The 19149-nt window shown below is 64.5% G+C and carries 17 protein-coding genes; 7 read left to right on the forward strand and 10 right to left on the reverse strand.

Annotated elements, in window-relative coordinates:
* Positions 1-27 precede the first annotated feature (27 nt).
* Both D3A60_RS07325 and D3A60_RS07330 read right to left on the reverse strand, forming a co-directional pair.
* Entirely contained in the window at positions 28-459 is a 432-nt protein-coding gene (locus D3A60_RS07325; protein WP_119718049.1) for a DUF1801 domain-containing protein, read from the reverse strand.
* A gap of 158 nt (positions 460-617) precedes the next feature.
* Complete coding sequence (locus D3A60_RS07330; protein WP_119718050.1) at positions 618-968, reverse strand: hypothetical protein; 351 nt, start codon at positions 966-968, stop codon at positions 618-620.
* A gap of 1100 nt (positions 969-2068) precedes the next feature.
* Here D3A60_RS07330 and D3A60_RS14785 point away from each other — a divergent pair.
* From D3A60_RS14785 to D3A60_RS07350, 4 genes are all read left to right on the forward strand, one after another.
* Positions 2069-2938 (forward strand): serine hydrolase domain-containing protein, encoded by an 870-nt coding sequence (locus D3A60_RS14785; RefSeq protein WP_119718051.1) that lies wholly within the window; start codon positions 2069-2071, stop codon positions 2936-2938.
* A 1276-nt stretch (positions 2939-4214) separates the two neighbouring features.
* Positions 4215-4802, forward strand: a complete 588-nt coding sequence (locus D3A60_RS07340) for an ester cyclase (RefSeq protein ID WP_119718052.1) — start codon at positions 4215-4217, stop codon at positions 4800-4802.
* 9 nt (positions 4803-4811) lie between these two features.
* Positions 4812-5906 (forward strand): sensor histidine kinase, encoded by a 1095-nt coding sequence (locus D3A60_RS07345; protein ID WP_119718053.1) that lies wholly within the window; start codon positions 4812-4814, stop codon positions 5904-5906.
* Positions 5903-6664 carry a LytR/AlgR family response regulator transcription factor gene (locus D3A60_RS07350; RefSeq protein ID WP_119718054.1) on the forward strand — a complete coding sequence of 254 codons (762 nt, stop codon included), beginning with the start codon at positions 5903-5905 and terminating at the stop codon, positions 6662-6664. Before D3A60_RS07345 ends, D3A60_RS07350 begins: the two co-directional genes overlap by 4 nt.
* A 285-nt stretch (positions 6665-6949) precedes the next feature.
* Here D3A60_RS07350 and D3A60_RS07355 read toward each other — a convergent pair whose 3' ends face one another.
* Together D3A60_RS07355 and D3A60_RS07360 are read right to left on the reverse strand one after the other, a co-directional pair.
* On the reverse strand, positions 6950-7633 hold the full coding sequence (locus D3A60_RS07355) for a L,D-transpeptidase (protein ID WP_119719023.1): 684 nt from the start codon (positions 7631-7633) through the stop codon (positions 6950-6952).
* 161 nt (positions 7634-7794) lie between these two features.
* Positions 7795-8064 (reverse strand): hypothetical protein, encoded by a 270-nt coding sequence (locus D3A60_RS07360; RefSeq protein ID WP_119718055.1) that lies wholly within the window; start codon positions 8062-8064, stop codon positions 7795-7797.
* Between the two features lie 800 nt (positions 8065-8864).
* Here D3A60_RS07360 and D3A60_RS07365 point away from each other — a divergent pair.
* From D3A60_RS07365 to D3A60_RS14490, 3 genes are all read left to right on the forward strand, one after another.
* A complete protein-coding gene (locus tag D3A60_RS07365; protein ID WP_119718056.1) occupies positions 8865-12965 on the forward strand; it encodes a tetratricopeptide repeat protein in 4101 nt (1366 codons plus the stop codon).
* Between the two features lie 306 nt (positions 12966-13271).
* A complete protein-coding gene (locus D3A60_RS07370; RefSeq protein WP_157981424.1) occupies positions 13272-13865 on the forward strand; it encodes a hypothetical protein in 594 nt (197 codons plus the stop codon).
* A 20-nt stretch (positions 13866-13885) separates the two neighbouring features.
* Complete coding sequence (locus D3A60_RS14490) at positions 13886-14686, forward strand: hypothetical protein (RefSeq protein ID WP_157981425.1); 801 nt, start codon at positions 13886-13888, stop codon at positions 14684-14686.
* A 241-nt stretch (positions 14687-14927) separates the two neighbouring features.
* Here D3A60_RS14490 and D3A60_RS07375 read toward each other — a convergent pair whose 3' ends face one another.
* From D3A60_RS07375 to D3A60_RS07390, 6 genes are all read right to left on the reverse strand, one after another.
* Complete coding sequence (locus D3A60_RS07375; RefSeq protein WP_119718058.1) at positions 14928-16106, reverse strand: AAA family ATPase; 1179 nt, start codon at positions 16104-16106, stop codon at positions 14928-14930.
* Positions 16103-16585, reverse strand: a complete 483-nt coding sequence (locus tag D3A60_RS14495) for a DNA primase (protein WP_157981426.1) — start codon at positions 16583-16585, stop codon at positions 16103-16105. Before D3A60_RS14495 ends, D3A60_RS07375 begins: the two co-directional genes overlap by 4 nt.
* Positions 16582-16845, reverse strand: coding sequence for a CHC2 zinc finger domain-containing protein (locus D3A60_RS14815; protein ID WP_119718059.1), 264 nt, complete (start codon positions 16843-16845; stop codon positions 16582-16584). Before D3A60_RS14815 ends, D3A60_RS14495 begins: the two co-directional genes overlap by 4 nt.
* A 50-nt stretch (positions 16846-16895) precedes the next feature.
* Complete coding sequence (locus tag D3A60_RS07385; protein WP_119718060.1) at positions 16896-17099, reverse strand: helix-turn-helix transcriptional regulator; 204 nt, start codon at positions 17097-17099, stop codon at positions 16896-16898.
* Between the two features lie 75 nt (positions 17100-17174).
* Complete coding sequence (locus tag D3A60_RS14500) at positions 17175-17735, reverse strand: hypothetical protein (RefSeq protein ID WP_157981428.1); 561 nt, start codon at positions 17733-17735, stop codon at positions 17175-17177.
* Positions 17732-18955 (reverse strand): tyrosine-type recombinase/integrase, encoded by a 1224-nt coding sequence (locus D3A60_RS07390; protein WP_119718061.1) that lies wholly within the window; start codon positions 18953-18955, stop codon positions 17732-17734. Before D3A60_RS07390 ends, D3A60_RS14500 begins: the two co-directional genes overlap by 4 nt.
* Positions 18956-19149: the final 194 nt, after the last annotated feature.

The following is a 19149-nucleotide window of genomic DNA, read 5'->3' on the forward strand; positions in this document are numbered from 1 at the left end:
TCAGCGCGGCTGCGACCGGTGGCCGCTCTACCGCTTGGCGCCGGAGGCCTTGCGCGCTTTGCCCGCGCTGGCGTTGAGCGCCGCCGCCGCCCGGACCAGCGCCTTGAACGCGTCGGCATCGATCGCGTCGCCCTCGTGCAGGTCGATCGCGCGGCGGGCGTTGCCGTCGAGGCTGGCGTTGAACAGGCCCCGCGGGTCGTCCAGCGACGCGCCCTTCATGAAGGTCAGCTTGATCTTGTCCTTGTAGGACTCGCCGGTGCACACGATGCCGCCGTGCGACCACACCGGCGTGCCCATCCACTTCCACTCCTCGATGACGTCCGGCACGGCCGCGTGGATCAGCGCGCGCACACGCGCCAGCGTTTCACCGCGCCAGCCGCCGAGCTCGGCGATGCGCCGGTCGATCAGCGCCGCGGCCGCCGGGCCCGCGTCCGCGGGCGAGGGGGTTGTCGACTTCATCCGTGCGTCCTCCGTGACGGGCCCAGCGCCCGCATCGCAGGATCGTACGGCCGGTCCGCGGCGGCCACGAGGGCCAATCGCCGCGGGCATGGCGCAGGACGCGTGGCGGCCGTCGGGGCCATTGCCGCCCCGGTCGCCCCCCCCGTTGCGCCGCGGGCTCAGCCGCCGCCGAGCAGCGACGCGGTCGCCGCGGCGATGACGATCAGCAGGAGCGCGGCCGCGCCGCCGAACGCCGCGCCGAACGTGCGGCCCTTGTGCACCGCACTGACCTGCAGCCGCGAGATGTCCTCGCGTGCGATGCGGGTGTCGGCGCCGACCAGCGCGTCGGGCGTGACCTGGGTGACGACGAACTTCTCGACGCGTCCGTCCTTCGTGACCACTTCGACCGTGTCCCCGGCGGCGACCTTGCCGTCGAGCGACGACCAGTCGCTGTGTTCGACCGACTGCATCGTGCGGCAGCCGGACAGCAGCATGAACATCGTCAGGACGACGACCGTGATGGCGCGCATGGCATTCCCCTGGTGCCGGCCGCAGTGGCCGGTAGTGCCGTGGACTTCGATCGCGCCGCGGCTCCCCAGCCGACGGCGCGCTGCGCGCGATGGCGCGCCTGCGACTTATAGCCTTCGGCGATGGGCGTGTCGATGCACGGGCCGGACGGGCGTGATGAATCGCCGGCACGCGCGGCGTGCGCGCTTCGTCGCGGAGGTTCGTCGTGGCGCGACTGAGGTCGACGGCCGCATCGGGATGCCGTCGTGTCCGACAGCAAACCCGCGGAGCCGCTCGATTGCCCGCCCGGCACCCGTGGGGCGGTGGCGCGGTGCGATGCGTTCTGGCGAACGCGCGCGTCGGCGTTGGCGAGCAGCGCGCCGCCCGCGCGCAAGCCACCGGCCCAGGTGCGCCGCGCATCCGGACGCGTTCGGGCGGGGCGTCCGGTGCGATAGGGCGAGCCCAGCGGCACCCGCGTGCGAGCGCGCAGCCGGGTGCGCGCAGGCGCGCCGGCATCCGCGCGCGAGCGTGTCGCCGGGGTCGCGCGAACGCCGGGAGCGTCCTCGACGCGGCGCCGGCGGGGTGCGACGCGCAGGCGGATGGGGTCGCACGGGCCGCGCGATGGGGTCCGCCGGCCGCGCCTCTGCTTGCGCGCGAGTACCCGCGGGTGGGCGGGGAGGCATCGCGGCGGGGTCGGGCGAGTGCGCGGGAGGGTCCGGCGAGCGCCTCGGGCATCGCGCGTGTGCACCGCGGCGGGGTCGGGCGAGCGCAGCGCCGGGGTCGCGCGGGCGCCGCGCAGCTCGCGGCAGGGGCGCGCACGCTCGCGGCAGGGCACGCAGGCGCTCGCCAAGGGGCGGGCGAAGTGCGTGCGCGGACAAACACAGGCTCGCGAGCGTGGGCGCGGGCGCTCGTGCTCCGGCGACGGCGGGAAGCCCTCGGGTTCGGCTCGCTTGCTGGTTTCGCCGCACATGCGGGCGCCATCGATCCGCCGCGCCGGCGCGCCGCGACTTCGCGACGGGGCGCGCGGTGGAGGCGCTGCGGCACGGTGACTTGTTGCAGGCGTTGCCCGGCCTCGGGTGTGGAACGCTGCGGGTTCGACGAGCCCGTCGAACGGAGATCCGCGATGCCAGGGAACGACCGCCGTAGCGCCCTCGCCGCCGGCAGGCGCGTCGTGATCGCCGTGCTGATGCTCGCCACGTTCTCCGCGGCCGGCCGCCCCGTGGCAACCGGCCTGCAGCCGCGCATCGCGCAGGCGCTCGCCGCCGAGGGGATCACCGGCGCGGTGTGGGGGCTCGACGACGGCAGCTCGACGACGTTCGGCGCCGCCGGGCTGGCCGCAGCGGGCCGGCCGATGACGCCCGATGCGCGCGTGCACGTCGGCTCGATCGCCAAGGCCGTGCTTGCCACCGGCGTGCTGCGGCTGGCGACCGAAGGCCGGCTCGACCTCGACGCGCGGGTCGACGCCGTCGTGCCCGGCGTCGCGTTCGACAACCCGTGGCACGCCACGCACCCGGTGCGAGTGCGCCACCTGCTCGACCACACCGCCGGCCTCGACGACATGCGCCTGTCGCAGCTTTTCAGCCTGCAGGCGCGCGCGGACCTACCGCTCGCCGAGGCGCTCGCAGTCGGCCGCCCGCTGCGCGTGCGCAGCCGCCCCGGCAGCCGCTTCTCGTATTCGAACACCGGCTACGCGCTGCTCGGCCAGCTCATCGAGGTGGTGACTGGGCAGCGCTACGAGCGCTACCTCGAGCACGCACTGCTGGCTCCGCTATGCGCGACAGCACGTTCGCGTACACCACGCAGGTCGGCGCCGCGGCCGACCCGCGGCTGGCGATGGGCCACTTCGAAGGCGGCAAGGCGCATGCGGCGGTGCCGATCGGCGTGCGCCCGGCCGCGCAGTTCACCACCACGGCCGCCGACATGCTGCGCTTCGCGCGCTTCGTCGTCGGCGACGGGCGCATCGACGGCGCCACGTTCATCGAGCCCGCGCTGATGCGCGCGCGGGCGCGGCCGGCGGGCACCGAAGCGGTGCGCGCCGGGCTGCCGGTCGGCTACGCGCTCGGGCTCGGGCTGCGCGACCGCGACGGCGCGGTCGGCGTCTGCCACGGCGGCGACACCGTCGGCTTCCGCGCGACGGTCTGCGCGTTCCCCGCGCACGGCCGCGCCTTCTTCATCGCGTTCAACGCCGACGTGGAAGGCGCGGACTACGCGCGCATCCGCGCCCTGCTGGTCGACGCGCTCGGCGTGGCGACGCCGGCCCCTGCGGCAGCCGCCGTGCCCGCGGCCGATCTCGACGCGTGGAATAGCCTCTACGTGCCGGCGCCGAACCGGTTCGAATCGTTCGCCTACCTCGACCGCCTGTTCGGCGTGCGCCGGGTCGAATGGCGCGACGGCGCGCTGCAGGTGCGCCCACTGCAGGGCGCGCCCCTGCGGCTTGAGCCTGCTGGCGGCCGGCGGTTCCGCCAGGCCGGGCGCGTGCTGCCGTCGCACGCGCTGCTCGTGGGCGACGACGGCACGCGCGTGCTGGTCGACGACAACCAGACGCTCGCGCGCACGGGCCTGTCGCCGCTCGCGGTGCTATGGGCGAGCCTCGCCGCCGGCGTGCTCGGCGTGGCCTACGTGCTGCTGGTCGGCGCGTGGCGCCTGCTGCGCCGCCGTCCGTGGCGCAGCGACGCGCTGCGCGTGCCGTGGATCGGCGCGGTCGCACTGCTGGCGCCGCTGCCGCTGTTCCTGCGCCAGCCGTTCCTGCAGTTCGGCGACCTCACCGCCGCGAGCGCGACGCTGGCGGTGGTCACCGCGGCGTTGCCGGCCGCGATGCTGGTCGGGCTAGCCCGCACGCGGCAGGCACCGGGCGGTCGCCAGCGAACCGCCGACGCCATCGCGCTGCTGGCGGTGCTGCAGTGGTGCGCGGTCCTGGCCGCGTGGGGGCTGCTCCCGCTGCTGACGTGGGCGCTGTGAAGCCGGCGCGCTGATCGGCGCAGGTCCTCCGCCCGCACGGCGGGCGGCGCTGTCGATCCCACGCTGACGGGCGCGGCAGCCTCGTCGACCACGGGCTGCTCGCCGGTAAGGCGAACGCGGGTGCGCTTGGCTTACCCGGGCTACGTCACTGGCGCAGTGGTGCCGTTCTGGTCGCGCTGGGGCGGCTCCCGGCGCGAAAGCGGGCGATGTGAGGCGAAGAGGCGAGGCGTTCGCCGCGCTGCGGCCTCCACTTGCCACGCTGCCGCGTCCATCCATCACCGGCACCGGACCGGCGTGCGGGACACCCACTCATGATCGATCCCACGCAATTCCGCGCATGGGAGCACGTCATGAATCACCGCAACATTCTGCTGTCTGCCCTCGCCACGGTCGTGGCGCTCGCCAGTGTCCTGCCGTGCGGCGCCAGGGCCTCCGACGACGCACCCGCCGCGGTGCTGGAGCACAACAAGTCGGTCGCCCGCCAGGTGTACGAGGAGGGCCTCAACCAGGGTCGATTCGACGTGCCCTACACCGCCGACTTCGTCGGCCACGGCGGGACGCGGACGTTCACCCATGCCGAGGGCATGGCGGAAGCGAAGGGCTGGCGGGCGGCGTTCCCGGACCTGAACATGCAGGTCGACAAGCTGCTCGCCGAGGGCGACCTGGTGGCGGTGCGCTGGACGGCGCGGGGGACCAACACCGGCAGTGGCAACGGCATCCCCGTCACGGGTCGCGCCGTGGAGATCACCGGCACCACGCTGTTTCGCATGGCCGAGGGGCGCATCGCCGAGGAGTGGACCTGCGCCAACTCGCTCGGACTGATGAGGCAGCTGGGTATGCTGCCGACCTCGGCTGCGGCACCCGCGGCCGGAGGCGCCGCGAACAGCGGATCTCGCTGAGGGACCGGAATGACGGAAGGCGTTGGCCCATCGAGGAAGCCCCTGGTCGAGTACCGGGGGCTTGCCGTGGTGGCGGCATGGGCGCTGGTCGCGATGCTGCTGGCGGCGCAGGCGTGGTTCGCCGCAAACGAGCGCGGCGAACCGTTGGCCTGGGCTCGCGCCAGCGTGATCTGGCTGTCGTGGGCGGCAACCTGGGTTGCGCTCACCCCGATTGCCCTGCAGCTGGCGGTGCGGTTTCCGCTGGAGCGGCCGCGGCTTCTGCTCGCGCTGGGGGTCCATGCCATTGCTGCCCCGGCGTGCGCCGCGGCCAGTCTCGCCCTGTTTGCCGTCGCCGCGCCCCTGGTCGGCGCCGCCCATTCCGAGCCCACCTGGCTGGCGACGTTCGAGCGATTGCTGGGAACGACGTTCCTGCTGAACCTGCCGGTGTACTGGCTCATCGTCGGTGCGGCACAGCTTGAGCGATTGGTTCGGACGGCTCGCGAAAAGGATCGCCGGCAGTTGCTGCTCGAAGCGCAACTCGCCGACGCCCGGCTGCAGAGCCTGCGCAGCCAGTTGCAGCCGCACTTCCTGTTCAATGCGCTGAACACCATCTCGGTGCTGATGCGCGAGGACGTCGATTCTGCGGATCGGGTACTGCTTCAGCTCAGTGCGCTGCTGCGGCGCTCGCTGGAAGGCAGCGACGCGTACGAGGTGCCGCTGCGCGAGGAGCTGGGGTTCCTGGAGCGCTATCTCGAGATCGAACGGGCGCGTTTTGGCGGGCGCCTGAGCTACGAGGTGCGGGTCCCGGACGAACTGATGGAGGCCCGGGTGCCCAACCTGATCCTCCAGCCGCTGGTGGAGAACGCGTTGCGCCACGGGCTCGCCGCGCGTGCCAGCCCTGGCCGGATCGAGATCCGGGCCGAGCGCCACGGCGAGGAGCTGAAGCTGTCGGTGCGCGATGATGGGCGCGGCTTTCCAGCTGGGATGATCGAGCGCGTTGGCCTGTCCAATACGCGGGCGCGGCTGGCGCTCATGCACGGCGACAGCCACCTGTTCGAGCTGCGCCATGCCCCGGACGGCGGCGCCATTGCCGAAATCACGATCCCCTTGCGGACCCGACCATGACCATCCGCGCCCTGATCGTTGACGATGAGCCGATCGCCCGGCGCGGGATCATGCGGCTGCTCGCGCTGGAGGACGACGTCACCGTCATCGAAGAGTGCGGCGATGGCGCAAGTGCGGTCGCCGCGATCACCACTCTTGCGCCGGACCTCGTGTTCCTGGACGTGCAGATGCCTGAGCTCGACGGCTTCGCCGTCGTCGAGGCGGTCGGCGCGAATCGAATGCCGGCGGTGGTGTTCGTCACCGCGTTTGACCACCATGCCGTGCGGGCGTTCGAGTCGCAGGCGCTCGACTATGTGCTCAAGCCGATCGATCCGGAGCGCTTCCGCCGCACGCTGCAGCGTGCGCGTGCGCACCTCGCCCATCCCGACGACGATTTCGTGCGCCGCGTGGCCTTGGCGTTGGGCACCATCGAGCGAGGGGAGGTGCGCAGGTACCCGCGTCGCCTCGCGATTCGTTCCGATGGCCGGGTCAGGCTGCTCGACATCGACGACGTCGAACTGATCGTCGCCGCCGGAAACCACGTGGAAGTCCGCTCGGGCGAGAAACGGCACCTGCTGCGGGAGACCATGGCCAGCCTCGAGGCTCGCCTGGACCCCGAACGGTTCGTTCGCGTATCGCGCGCCGCGATCGTCAGCATCGGCCACGTCCGCGAAGTGCAGTCGCTGTTCAACGGCGACTTCGTCGTGATCCTGAAGGACGGCTCGCAGGTCAACGGCAGTCGGCGCTACCGGGCCGCGCTGGAACGACTGCTGGCCTAGCCGACCAGGCGACCGCGTGGCGGGTGGATCCTGCCGGAAAGGAAGCCCATTCAGCGCACGAGTGCAGGTGCGCGCCGGAGGCGATTGGATGCGCCGCGGACGCGTGGGTCCTTCGATTCGCCGGGGCCGAGCCGCGACCGGGATCAGACGACGTAGCGCGTGCCCCGATGCGCGCCGCGTGCAAGGCGCGGCCAGAGATCGCGCTCTGGCAAGACAGGGAGGGACATCATCAGTGCATCAGCCTGTGCGTCGCGCCGCACTCGGCGCGCAGCACGCGGGCGCGCCTCAGGGGCGCGCCGGTCGTTCGCGTCGCCCGTCGTCATCGCCTCCCGAATTCGCACGACCCTGCGCGAATTCCGGGAAGGTTTCCGCCAGCGACGCTTCGTCCGGCAGGATGTAGAACACGCCGCCGCGCTCGAACGTCGGACGCATGATCCGCTCGTAAAAGTCGGGCGCGACGTTGATGCAGCCATGGGTGACGCGGTTGTCGTCAGGCGACGGCGACGCAAGGCGTTCGGGGCGTCGCTCGGCCGGCACGCCGGTGGCGGTCGGATGGATGGAGACAGCCGACTCGTAGTCCACCCACAACACGCGGCCCGCATCGGTCGAGGGGCCGTAACCGCCGACGAAACGACCGGCGGGCGTGGTGCGGTCGCGGCCGGGAATCTCGCGCAGCGCCAGCCCGGCGACGCCGGGTGCCGTGTGATCGCCGACGGCCGAGCCGAACAGCCCGGGTGCGGCGCCGCGAAGCCGGCCGTCGCCGCCGAACACCAGGATCTGTGCGGCGGCCTTGTCCATGATCGCGAACGGATAGCCTTCGCTGTCGCGGTTTGCGACCACCCAGCCGGCGAGATCGATCACCGTGGCGGAGACTTCCTGGCCCGGCGGAAGCTGGTCGACCGCGGCCCTCGGTTGCGCTGAAGGCTCGTCGGCGCTGGCAACGCCGGCGCTCGCCAACGCCAGCGCCAACACCAGCGCGCTGGATGCGGCGCGGATCGTGGAGTGCATGCAGGTGCGGATGGGACGATTCCTCGAAGCGATGATCGAGTGGGGAGCGGAGGGTGGAGACCGGTGGCCCGCAAAGGCCACCGGCCCTGCCTGACGCTTGGTTACACGTGGGGCAGGCGCAATCAGCCGCGCGGCACGCGACGCGGAGACGACTCGAGCTGCTGGACGCGGCCCTCGATCGAATCCAGTCGCTGGTTGGCCCGCTGCGCGGACTGATTGGCGGACTCGGCGCTCTGTGCCGCGCTCTGCACCTTCGTGTCGAGCTGATCGAGGCGCGAGTTGATCGTGGCGAACTCGTCGTCGTAGGTGGCACAGCTGGCAAGGCCCATGGTGGCAACCAGTGCCACGCCGAGGGTACGGACGATCTTCAGATGCTGATTGTTGGGAAACATGGCAATGCTCCTTCGTCGGGGGAATCGGCAATATAGCGGCCTTTTCGCGGGGGGCAGGAACCCCCCTTTCAGCTAACGTTCCAATACGTACAAGGACTGTGAAGAGGTGCTCACTACGAGTGGGACCGCAGAAGATGATCGCTGCGAGGTGTGTACAGCGCGTATGCGCGTGTCGGTCCGATTTGCTGCGCCTCGATCGTAGACCGCTCGATTGCAGTGCTTCGTCAAGCGAGATCGCGCCTCGAACGGATCACTTCTCGTCCGCTGCGGATGCCCCGCCGACGAACGGCAATGAGGGCCATCGCGTCGATTCTCTGCGCCGACGGTGGACGCTTTTCGTCACGGCAATGCCTTCCCGCCGCGGTGTGTCGCGTGCGGGTCGAAGGACGCTTAACTGGTCCCCCGCTGGCATGGAATCGATGCGGCGCGCGCGTGTGGAAATCGATGCGTCCGCGGCGCGCAGCAGCGAAGGCGGCGGCCGAAGGAGAGGCCAGGGACACACGAAAAAGCCCGCGATCTCGCGGGCCTTCGGTCTTGCGTGGTGCCGGAAGTGGGACTCGAACGTGCATCTAAAGTCGCTGTTTTTGCCGATCTAGCAAAGGCGGCCGTAGTTCTTGCCCCAAAATTTGCCCCCCGCCAGGCCGGGCTTGGTCCGGTGCGCGACCGGGTTCCAGGTTGCTGGAAATCCCGCGTAGGTGCCCGGCCATTTCGGCAGCTCCCGTCCGTACTCCGCTCGCCTCTTGCGTCCAAAGCGGTGCGGTAGGCTAGGACCAATGGCTGGCTAGCTCGCAGTAGGCGAAATGAAAGAACAGGACGTATTTACATCCGGCGCAGACGGGTTGATCCCACAAGGGGACGCTGCGCGTCAAGCCATAGATTCCCTTCGAGGCTACGCATACCAGGTCACAGCGGCCGCACTAGCCTGGCTCGATATTGAAGCGACATCGAAGATCTTCCTTGAAGTTGCGGAGGACTATGCCGTCGTCGCAAAAGACGCCATAAGCGCCGTCCAGGTCAAAGATACGCAAGCATCGGGAAAAGTAACGCTAAACACGGATAGCGTACGCGAAGCGATTCTGAGCTTTGTCACGCTGACGGCCTTGAACCCTGGGGTCGACGTGCATCTGAGGTACTTCACGACCTCGGAAATCGGGACAGAGAAGGCACTGCAGGACCGCCCTGGTGGCAATCCGGGGCTCGTGTATTGGCGAAGCGCAGCGAAAGGGGCGGACGTAAAGCCACTTCGCGAAATACTGGATAGCGACAAGTTTGCGAAGGAAGTACGTGATTTTGTCAGCTCCAGAAGCGACGACGAGCTCCGTCGGGACCTGTTTCGCAAGATCCATTGGGAGTGTGGAAAGCCGGATTTGCCTTCACTACGGAAGGAGTTCCGAGAACGTCTAGTCGTTGTTGGCCGCGACACCTTTGGTATTCCAGCACCGGATGCGTTGCGGATCTCAAACCTGCTCGTTCACCAGGTCCTGGAGAAGAGCATTAGTCAGGTGCCTGCCGATCGGGTTCTCACCCGCGCGGACCTTGTTGCCTTCATAGACAATGCATCTCGAGTGTCAGTCCCGATAGCCGTGATGGACGTGTTTGCCAAAGCCTCGTCAGGGCTGTTGGCTCAGATGCTTGGTGGTTCCGGTGCCGGGCTGCCTGTTGCTCTTGGACTCCCGACTTGGCTGGTCGACGGATCTGACTTGCCCGAGAGCAAACGGGCAGTGCCGAGGCCCGAAATTGAAAAGGGTATTGAAGATCGATTGCGCATCTTTGGTGCCTGTTTCGTAGCTGGCGCGAGCGGGGTGGGGAAATCGTCGGTGTCGCGGGCGGTTGCCGAAAGAGTCGGCGAGAACTATTTCGTTGTCGATTTCCGAGGTGCCAGCACGGAGGAAACGCGTAGCCGTCTGGATGTCTTGCTGTCGCGTCTGGGCGGCATACATGCGCCGGTTCTAATCCTCGAGGACCTGAATCAGTTCAACGACCCCAGTCTCGCAGCCTTGTCGGGGCGTCTGTTCGGGGCATTGAACCGGCGCGATATCACAGTGATTGTGACGTCCTACACCGCGCCCACACCTAAGGCGCTTTCGAACGTCGGCCAGGATCCCGGATGCGCTATTGATTGTCCTTACTTCTCTGAAGAAGAGTCGGCGAGATTGGTGGAACTGCATGGCGGTGATGCAAATCTCTGGGGAAAGCTCGCTCATGTGAGCGGCGCGTTCGGTCATCCGCAACTAGTGCATGCATTCATCGCGGGTATGGCTGCACGTGGCTGGCCTCGATCGGAGATCTCGGCCATCGTCAGCGCTGGACTATCCACCGGGGACATAGCGGCCGAGCGGGAGGCCGCGCGCCGCTCACTCATTTCGGTACTCCCAGAGGGTGCCAGAAGTCTGCTCTACCGACTGAGCTTAACGATAGGGACGTTCAACCGTGGTGCTGCACTAAGCATTGCCTCCGCACCGCCGCCGATTCTGCAAGCTGGCGAAGCTTTGGACTCCTTGATCGGGCCTTGGATCGAAACAATGGGACGAGACAGCTATCGCGTCTCGCCATTGGCTGGTCAATCCGGAAGGGAGATGCTGGTTCCTGATGAGCAGCAGGCGATCCACGGCAAAATCGCATCGCAGCTCATGTCTGGGAGGACAGTCGACGCCGGCGACATCGATAAGATCATCTTGCACGCAGTTCTCGGAAAGAACGAGGCGGTTCTGGTTTCGCTTACATCGAAGCTCCTGACCTCAGGCGATAAGTTGATCAGTTTCCTGGCGGAAAACCTCGCGCTTTTGAGAATGTTCGATACAGATAAGCTTATCTACCCGGAGAATGTTTACATATCATCGATGCTGCGGTTGGTTCAATTCAAAGTGCTTGCCGCGGGACAAGAGAAAGGCGAAATTGCAGAGTGTGTTCGCGCCCTGTTGAGGGAGTCAGGGCAGCTAGTCGGCGGTGAAGCTCGCGATATGTTCCAGATGCTGAGTCTCGGGAAGATCCTCGGGACGATGGGGATTGCCAACTATCTCGACAACTGGGTCGAGCTCCTTTTCAAGTTCCATGCCATTGCGAACAGCAATGAGTTCTCGAAGAAGTTGCTCTCAAACTTGGAGACGAAGCCTGGAATGGGTGGCAGCACTGTAGGGCTGCTGTTCGCCATCGGTGGGTCAAATCTGACCAGTGTGGCAAAGCTCGAGCAAGTGTTTGCGCAGTTGGATAAGCTCGAGCCTGAGCAGCGAGCAATGCTCTTGCAACCGATCGAAGAGCACGCTTCCGATTTTTCCGTTCTGGTCAACAGTCCATGGGTGGCCGAGCAGGACAATGGGCTGAACGCGCTCGATGCCGCCGAGCGCTACCGGCGCATGGCGGAACAAACCTTCAGTTGGGGATATCGGCCCATGACAATCCAGTGTTGGATTGCGCGCGCCGTAATGTTGGATGAGTATGCCAATGACTTCGAGGGGGCGCTGAAGGTTCTTGATGACGCGGTGGCAGAGAACGGCGAAGACGTGCTTATCTCCAGGGCGCGCGCGAAGGTCTACTGGAGGGCGCAAGATCACGAGCGCGCACTCTCCATACTTCGAGGAATTGCGGATGAGGTTGGAAAGAGCAATAGCATTGAACGAGCATTCGCGTTGCGTGAAGCCGCGATAAGCGCGGCAAACTGCAATGATTGGGGGCAGGCAGAGGAATGGTTTCTTGAGGCCAAGACCTCCGCATCAAAGGCAAAGATGCCAGACATGCAGGCGATGTCCGTTGGTCTTGGTGCGGATGCAGCCGTTGCAGCATTCAAGATTGGACAGGTCGAGCGGTGTCTGAGGGGCTTGGCCGAAGGGCTGATTGCACTTGGCCGAATCAGGCCGGAATCCTCACTTAGATGCGCCCACTGCCATCATCTCTTGCGGCATACGGCGCTTTGGCTGCAGTCCCGCATGGAGGGCAGGGTGGTGGTGCTTGGCGGTGAGCCAATCTCGATGCGGCCAGGTATTTGCAGCAATCCGGAGCCGGTAAAGGAGATAGCGGATCGACCATTGGGATCGATCGATATCGCTTGGTACATGCTTGCAGAGGCCGAGCTGATGAGTCGAAAGGCTGTCGGGATTCTGGACGGTCTCTATGATCGACTCAGCGACGGGCCAATTCCGATGTTGGAGATCAGTCTTCGCTCGAAGCGGCTCGGGCTAGATATTGAAGACATGAACCCGTCCGGCTTCGTGAGCCATCTGCTCGGTCATATCGAAGGGATGGCGTATCTCTCAGATCATGCAGAGGAAGTCAGGCGGGACTTTGACGTTCTGAATCCGGCGCGAATGGCAATACCGAAAATTGCCTTGAGCGATGTTTCTCAGAAGTATGGCCATGTCGCTGACGATGCCGTCTTCGCCTATGCCATTTCTTGCGCATGCAGGCAGGCGCCGGAGGCCCTGTTGGAGTTATCTGCAGCGCTCGATTCGAGCTTCGGCGCAGGGGTTATTGGTGGAGCCATTTTTTCACGTGCCAGTTCGGGCAGTGAAAGGTTGCCTCCCGCATCGTTTGAAGATGTTCTTATTGATAATGTTATGGAGTCTCGCGGCGGTGTTCATGCAACTCCGAGAGAGTATTGCTTGGCGGGCGTACGCTTCCTGCAACAGGCACAGAGATCGAGCTTCAGGGCAAGCCTTGTACCAATTATTGCCGCGTGGCAACGAAGCACATGGACGAGGATCGTTGAGTCGGAAGCGTTCCGGTTAAGCCGACCGCAGCGGACCGTTCCGGCGATTGAGCGCGCACTTTCATTAGCTGCGAACAATGAAGGCTTTCTTTGCACGCTCATTCTTGCAGCCGCCGATGCTGCTGATGTCCCGCTTCCGCGAGAGGTGCGGATAGGTTTCGAGGGGTTGGCGAGTCGAGAGGGGGCGAGCAGCGACTGATGGCAATGCGCGTGATGCGAGCGACCGCTTCCTACCAAGAGCGGACCTCGGGAGTGGGTCGTATCGGTCGGGGCCGGCCCGCATGCCACGGGTTGGCAATTTGGTGAATCAGCGGGGCTCGCCTTTGGATCGAACTGCGAATATTTCGTTCCGGTCCGGGGTCGCCGATGATTCTTTTGCGAAATCAGCAGTTTCGGACACAGCCAAAACAGGGGAATGATTGTGGCTCTGCCTTCACAGAAGTTGCGAGATCGTGCCAGTGCCGCGCTTCAGCTGGTCCGTGAGACAAAGCCGGTCCTGGGCCACTTGAACATCAAGATTGACGAGCGATCAGCTACGGCCTGCCCGCTGGTCTTAGCAGCGATGGATGTAGCCGAGGCGATCTATACACTGCTGAGCACGCATCCAGAGGAATATTGGGTGGCTGCGTTGATCATGCAGCGTACCCAGATGGAGTACGTCTTGCGCTCGGCGTTCTTTGCCAAAGCTGCTAGTCACAAGGAACTGATGAGTTTCCGGAAGAACGGGAAGATGCCAAATCGCGGGAAGCGACCGATCTACATCGCAGACGTGGCCGCGGAGGCAAGTCACCATCTTGGCTGGGACAAGGCCAAGTTGCTCAAGACGGTCAAGAATCACCAAAGGGATTTATCTGGCGTCGTACATGGCGGAAAAGAGGTTCTGGCCATCTACACGATGCACGACACGTGGGGGGATCTCACGATCGAGTGGGATGAGTTGAACCATCACGTGGATAACATCATGGTGTTCGTGCAGCTTGCCTTGAGCGTAGCTATGGTTCTCTCACCATTGGATGCAGAGGCAATGGATAAGGCTGTGAGGCCAATATATGAGAAGGCGCATGCGTATTTTGGTGATAGCGCGCCTGTAGAAGTCTAGCCACCTACGGCACTAGGACTATGGCGGCGATCGTTCTCGACAAGTGTTTTCTGCAGGCAGCTTCGTGGCAGGCGATATGCGGACTTGCCAAGCGCCACGACCTTCTCATTACCGGAAGCCTGTTCCATGAGCTTCTAACAGGCAATCAAGAAGCCAGGCGCAAAGTCTTCGCTAAGCTCCCCCGGCAGGACAATCCCGTTCTCCTTCTCGACAATGTTTCATCGCTTTTGGCCCACGAAGGCAACACGCACACACCAGCGGGGGACGTTAGCAGTCACACGCTAAAGCTTGCCTTTAGGTTTAATCCACGCTTGAAGGAGAATGGATACGAATTGCCGCCAGGCGTACTTGAGGCGGTTGCAGAAAACGAAGCGCGTACCCGCCGCTTGGTGGAATCGTATGTTGCTCGCACAAATGCGGTTGTGGACATGTTTCACCCAGTGACGACGGGCTCTGACAAGGGCCGGCTTGTCGCCTTGGCAGAGATTGAGAAAGAGATCTCTGACCCTAAGAGCGTACTGACCTTCTATAGGTCGCTGGGTGACCCCAAGCTTCCACCCGCTGATCTCTTAACGCCAGACTGGGCGACCTTCAGGTTTTACCAAACAAGTCTGTTGTTCTCTCTGCACACAGTTCACAGGCATCGAGGTCCGGTTCCTGTGCCGCAATCGGCAAGGGGGTTTCAGCGCCTAGAGCATGATGTTCACGATCACATGGTCCTGTGTACAGGCATTCTGGCTGGCGGATTGGCGACGAATGAGAGAAAGCTTAAGGATTGGTGTGCTCTGCTCAATCCGGGAGCCCTGGTGGTTTCAAGCTAGCAATTCATTCAAGCCGAAGTCGCTTCAGGCGTTGAAGAGGCGATCAGCTCTGACCGGAAGGTGCCCCTGAGGACAGGCGGAGTTACAGGCCCCCATCGTCGAACTAAACATAAAACTGAGTCTTGCATCCCATGCACAATGCGTCCTTGGCGGTGTCGGGGACGCCGCATGCGCCGGGGGTCACGGAAGGACCCGCCGCTTCACGGCGGGTCACGCACGAATCCGTTTGCGCACGGTCGATCTAGAAGGGGCCGTCATCTACCGAAGGCGGCAATCCATTTCCCGAAGGTCGCGAAGGTTGCAAGCGACTTTGTGTGCCACCTTCGCCACCTTCGCTTGTGAACAGTCGCCAAGCCCAGCCGCCGTCCATGCCTTGCTTCACTGCCACGGCACCAATTTTTCGTTTCGCGCGGTGCATGACGTCTTTCGAGAACCCCGCGCTCCCGGCCTCGGCGAAGATTCCCTTGGCCGGGCGCGGCCCGTAGCGCAACAACTCGCGCAGAAAGCCTGCGGCATCCCCAGTAGCATCGTCTTCTTGTTGCTCAGCGCCAGCCAGGAGCTCGCGGGCTGACCCCTCGAGTGCAGAGCCCCAGATCACCGATGACGCCATGACTCCCGGGAAATCAGGCAGCTCCCCTTGGCTCAAGTCGTAGATGAAGCCGCCGCCGTCCGGGCCAATATTGGACTTGGCGCGGGCAAGGAATCGCCTTGCCGGTTCCCCATTGTCTGCCTCCCCCTTGGCCGTAACGAGGACGAGGCGAGCCAACGCGCCGAATGCCAGTGATCCGGTAATGCGCTCGACCGGCTCACGCCCCGCCGTGCCCTTGGTGAAGTGCGTGATTCCAAGCAGTGCGCAGCGGTGTTCTCTCGCAAGATCAACCAGGGGCTGAAGCCCGCGGCGCACCTCTGCGTTCTTGTGTGAGTCGCCGGACACAGCAGACACAATGGGGTCAACCACAAGCAGACGTACGTCGGACAGTTCGGCCAGGGCCGTCCGAAGGGCGCCAACATCCTGCGACGGGTTGAACGGGCGGTGTTCGAGACCATCCCGTACTCCTTGCACAAAATGGACGCGCTGCATGTCCGCCCCTGCAGCCCGCAAGCGCGGGGCCAGCGTGTCGGCCGGGTCATCTTCGCCCGACCAAACAATAACAGTCCCAAGGTCAGCCCGTTTTCCGTCCGGCCATTCCCCGCCGGTCGTGATGGAGGCTGCGAGCGCCAGGGCAATGGTTGTTTTTCCCGTACCCGGCTGCCCGCCGAGGATGTGCAGCTTGCCAGCGGCCAGCCACCCCTCCCAAAGCCAGTCGACGGCTTCGGGCATGACGGCGTCGCCCCGCAGCAGTTCTGCACGCGGCAAGTCATCGTCCGTTGAGGAATCCAAACGCTGCCACGCCCGTTGTTCCAGGGTAAGCGCGGTCATGCTGCCGGCCTCCAGAAACGGGGCTCCGTCAATACAGACGTCGCACCATCGATGCGCTCAACTGCTACGGACAGACGCGTATCGTCTGCCTTGCTCAGCAGTTGCCAATTTGCGAGTTGCCGGGCGGCAATCAACACTACCGTGGCTTCCAACGCCAATGTTGACAGCGCGCTCGACCAAGCAGCTTCACAGACTACATGCCGCGCGCGACGGCGCTCCTCCGATGTCTGAGGCCAATGGCGCGGCGGTTGGAGGTTCGCCCAGTTCAGGCCAACTGCTGCCAGCACGGCACTCGCATCATTACAGCCAAAGCAATGCACCAAAACGCGGCCGTCCGCCTGGCAGACGCTGACCTTGCGCGATGCACCACCGCAGGCCGGACAACGGGCACGCCAGCCAGTCCCCGACTTTTGGACGCCTTCAAGCCTTTGCAGCAAAGGGGCGGCACTGGCATCGGTGGCATGGTAGGAGGCGTTCATGCGGCCCCCTGCAGCAGTTCGGCCACCGCTTCCTCGAAGGTGAGTCCATACAGCCGACTATGGAAGTCCACCATTCCGCCGCTTCCACAGCTAGGGCTCCCGTGGCAATGCCACCACGGCCGCTCCCATTTGAGGTTTACGCGGAACGCTGCACCGAGGTCACGATGGAAAGGGCATTGCCCTTGCGCCCAGCCAGCGGCATTGGGCTTGCGAAGGCCAATGACACGCTGGCCGAAATAGCTTTGGGGCTCAGGAAGCATGTACTCCCAGCCGGGCGGCAGTTGGGGCCGTTCGAGTTTAGGACGGCCGCTCACGGCGACACCTCATCAATCAAAGCGTGGATATCTTCGGCACGCCATGCAGTCGCCCGCTCAGCAATTTTGACGGGCTTGGGATAGCGGCCGGTGCGGACACCAGCCCACCAGGTAGAGCGGGACACCGGGAAGAGGGAGAGGACCTGCGGCAGCCGAAGGAAGCCCGTTGCGGGCAGGTACACGTTGTTGGCGTGTTTCAAGGTTCTGCGTCCTTAGCCGCACCGGAGTGGGCGACTTCGGACATCAAACTATGTGCCCGCGCGGACCGCGGCTTCCTAAACCTTCGGTTTGTTTTTAGGACGGCGGAGCGCGTCCAACATAGCCTTGTTGTCGGGTGTCAACGCCTTCTCCCAGTCCGCGTCTGGATTTCCTCCCAACGCCTTCATTCGCGTGCGGTACTCGCCGACTGCCTTCTCGACGGTTTGTGGGGATACGTTGAACTTCCTTCCAACGACGGAATATGCCCCCTCCTGTTTGGCCGAATCCCTTACGGGGTGCCCCAGCTCACGCAGCAGCATCACCTCAAAGTGCATGAGGCGTGCATTGCTGTCCGTTTTCTTCGCGCCTCGATGTTTGTGATCGGGAACTCCGAAAGCTTCACCCAAGGTATTGCAATCAAGATCGAGGAAGCGCTGCCAGCTTTTGGTCACCAAAGTCGATGCCCAGGCGGGGCATACTTCACCTCGCATGATGCATTGCATTGCAACCTCAAAAGCAATGGTTTCTGGAGATTCAATGTCGTATGGAAAGAGCTGATATTGCTGATTAAGGATGCGGCGAGCCTTTATCGCCTTCTTCATCATTTCGGCTTCGGACGCATCGCTTGCCATAATCATGCGCTCCGGCGGTTGATGGAAACCACGTTCTCGATGCTCGCTCGCAGTACATCCAGATAATCGGCCCACTTCTGTACGGCATTTCGTCGCTCATCCAAGAACTGAGTGCGGTCATAGGCTTTCTGGATTTCGTCTTTCTTAGCGTGCGCCAGCTGTGCTTCCAGCACATCCGCAGGAAGGTTAAGGCGTTCCCGCGCTACGGTTCGAAACATGCCTCGGAAACCATGCGTGGAGTGCTTTCCTTGAAAACCCAGCCGGCGCAGGGCTGAGCTCAAGGCGTCACGGTGCAAGTGCGGAGTGGTTTGCCTAGCCAGTGGTGGGAACACGTAGCGCGCGCCGTCTGTGTAGGCAAGCATCCCGCGCAGGGTTTCCACGGCCTGCGATGACAGCGGGACGATATGTGCATGCCGCGTTTTCATCTTTTCACCCGGAATCGACCATTCCGCACCATCGAGGTCAACTTCACTCCATTCCATCGTCACCACGTTGCCGGGGCGCTGGGCGGTCAACATCGCCAACCTCAATGCTCCGCGCGTGACGGGAATCGGGTAGCTCTCAACCGCCGCCGCCACCTTGCGCACGTCGGCCAGGTCGACAGCAGCAGGGATATGCCCCTTCGTAGCCTTGGGCAATGCGCCATTCAAATCCAGCAAGCGGCCCTCATCGCGCAGGCCCTCGCGGATTGCATAGCGGACGATGTTCACCAGGTAGCCGCGCGCCTTGGCTGCTAGGGATGGCGGGATGTCGGTCAGTGCGTCTGCGGCCTGTTTTGTGGTCAGCGTGGTAATCGACTGGCGGCAGAGGGCGGGGCCCAGATAGGTCTCGACCACGTAGGCCGCTTTGCGATGTGTTTCGACTGCCCAACTAGGCTGCATTCGTTCAAGCCATGCTGCGGCCACCTTCGGAAAGGGTGCTCCGGCCTCACGCTTGGCTGCTTCCTGCCGATCGGCCTTTGCTGCAGCTGGGTCCACGCCTCGACGAAGCAGCGCGCGGGCCTTCTCAGTCTGTTCTCGGGCTTCAGGAATGCCCACTTCCGGCCAAGGGCCAAATGAGAGGCGGTTCTCTCGGCCATCGGGGCGGGTGTACTTCAGATACCAACGGCGGGACAGACCGGTCTTGGTCTCCTTGGTCTCCACGTAGAGACCGCCGCCGTCAAACAGCTTTCCGGGCTTCGCGTGTTTGATTGCTAGCGCTGTCAGCTTTGCCGTTCTACCCGCCATTGCCGCGCCCCTCCAGTTCAATGCCAGGGGGCAAGCTGCAGCGAGGGGGCAGGTTGCTTGCCCCCAAATCGGGCACAAGTCCGATGCATGCCCCATTTGCCCCAGTATTTGCCCCTTCCGTGATCTGGATTCTAGCGGACGACTCTGGACGTTACAGCAACAAAAAACCCCGCTTTCGCGGGGTTTTGATGCGT

Source organism: Cognatilysobacter tabacisoli (assembly GCF_003586305.1).
Lineage (GTDB): Bacteria > Pseudomonadota > Gammaproteobacteria > Xanthomonadales > Xanthomonadaceae > Cognatilysobacter_A > Cognatilysobacter_A tabacisoli.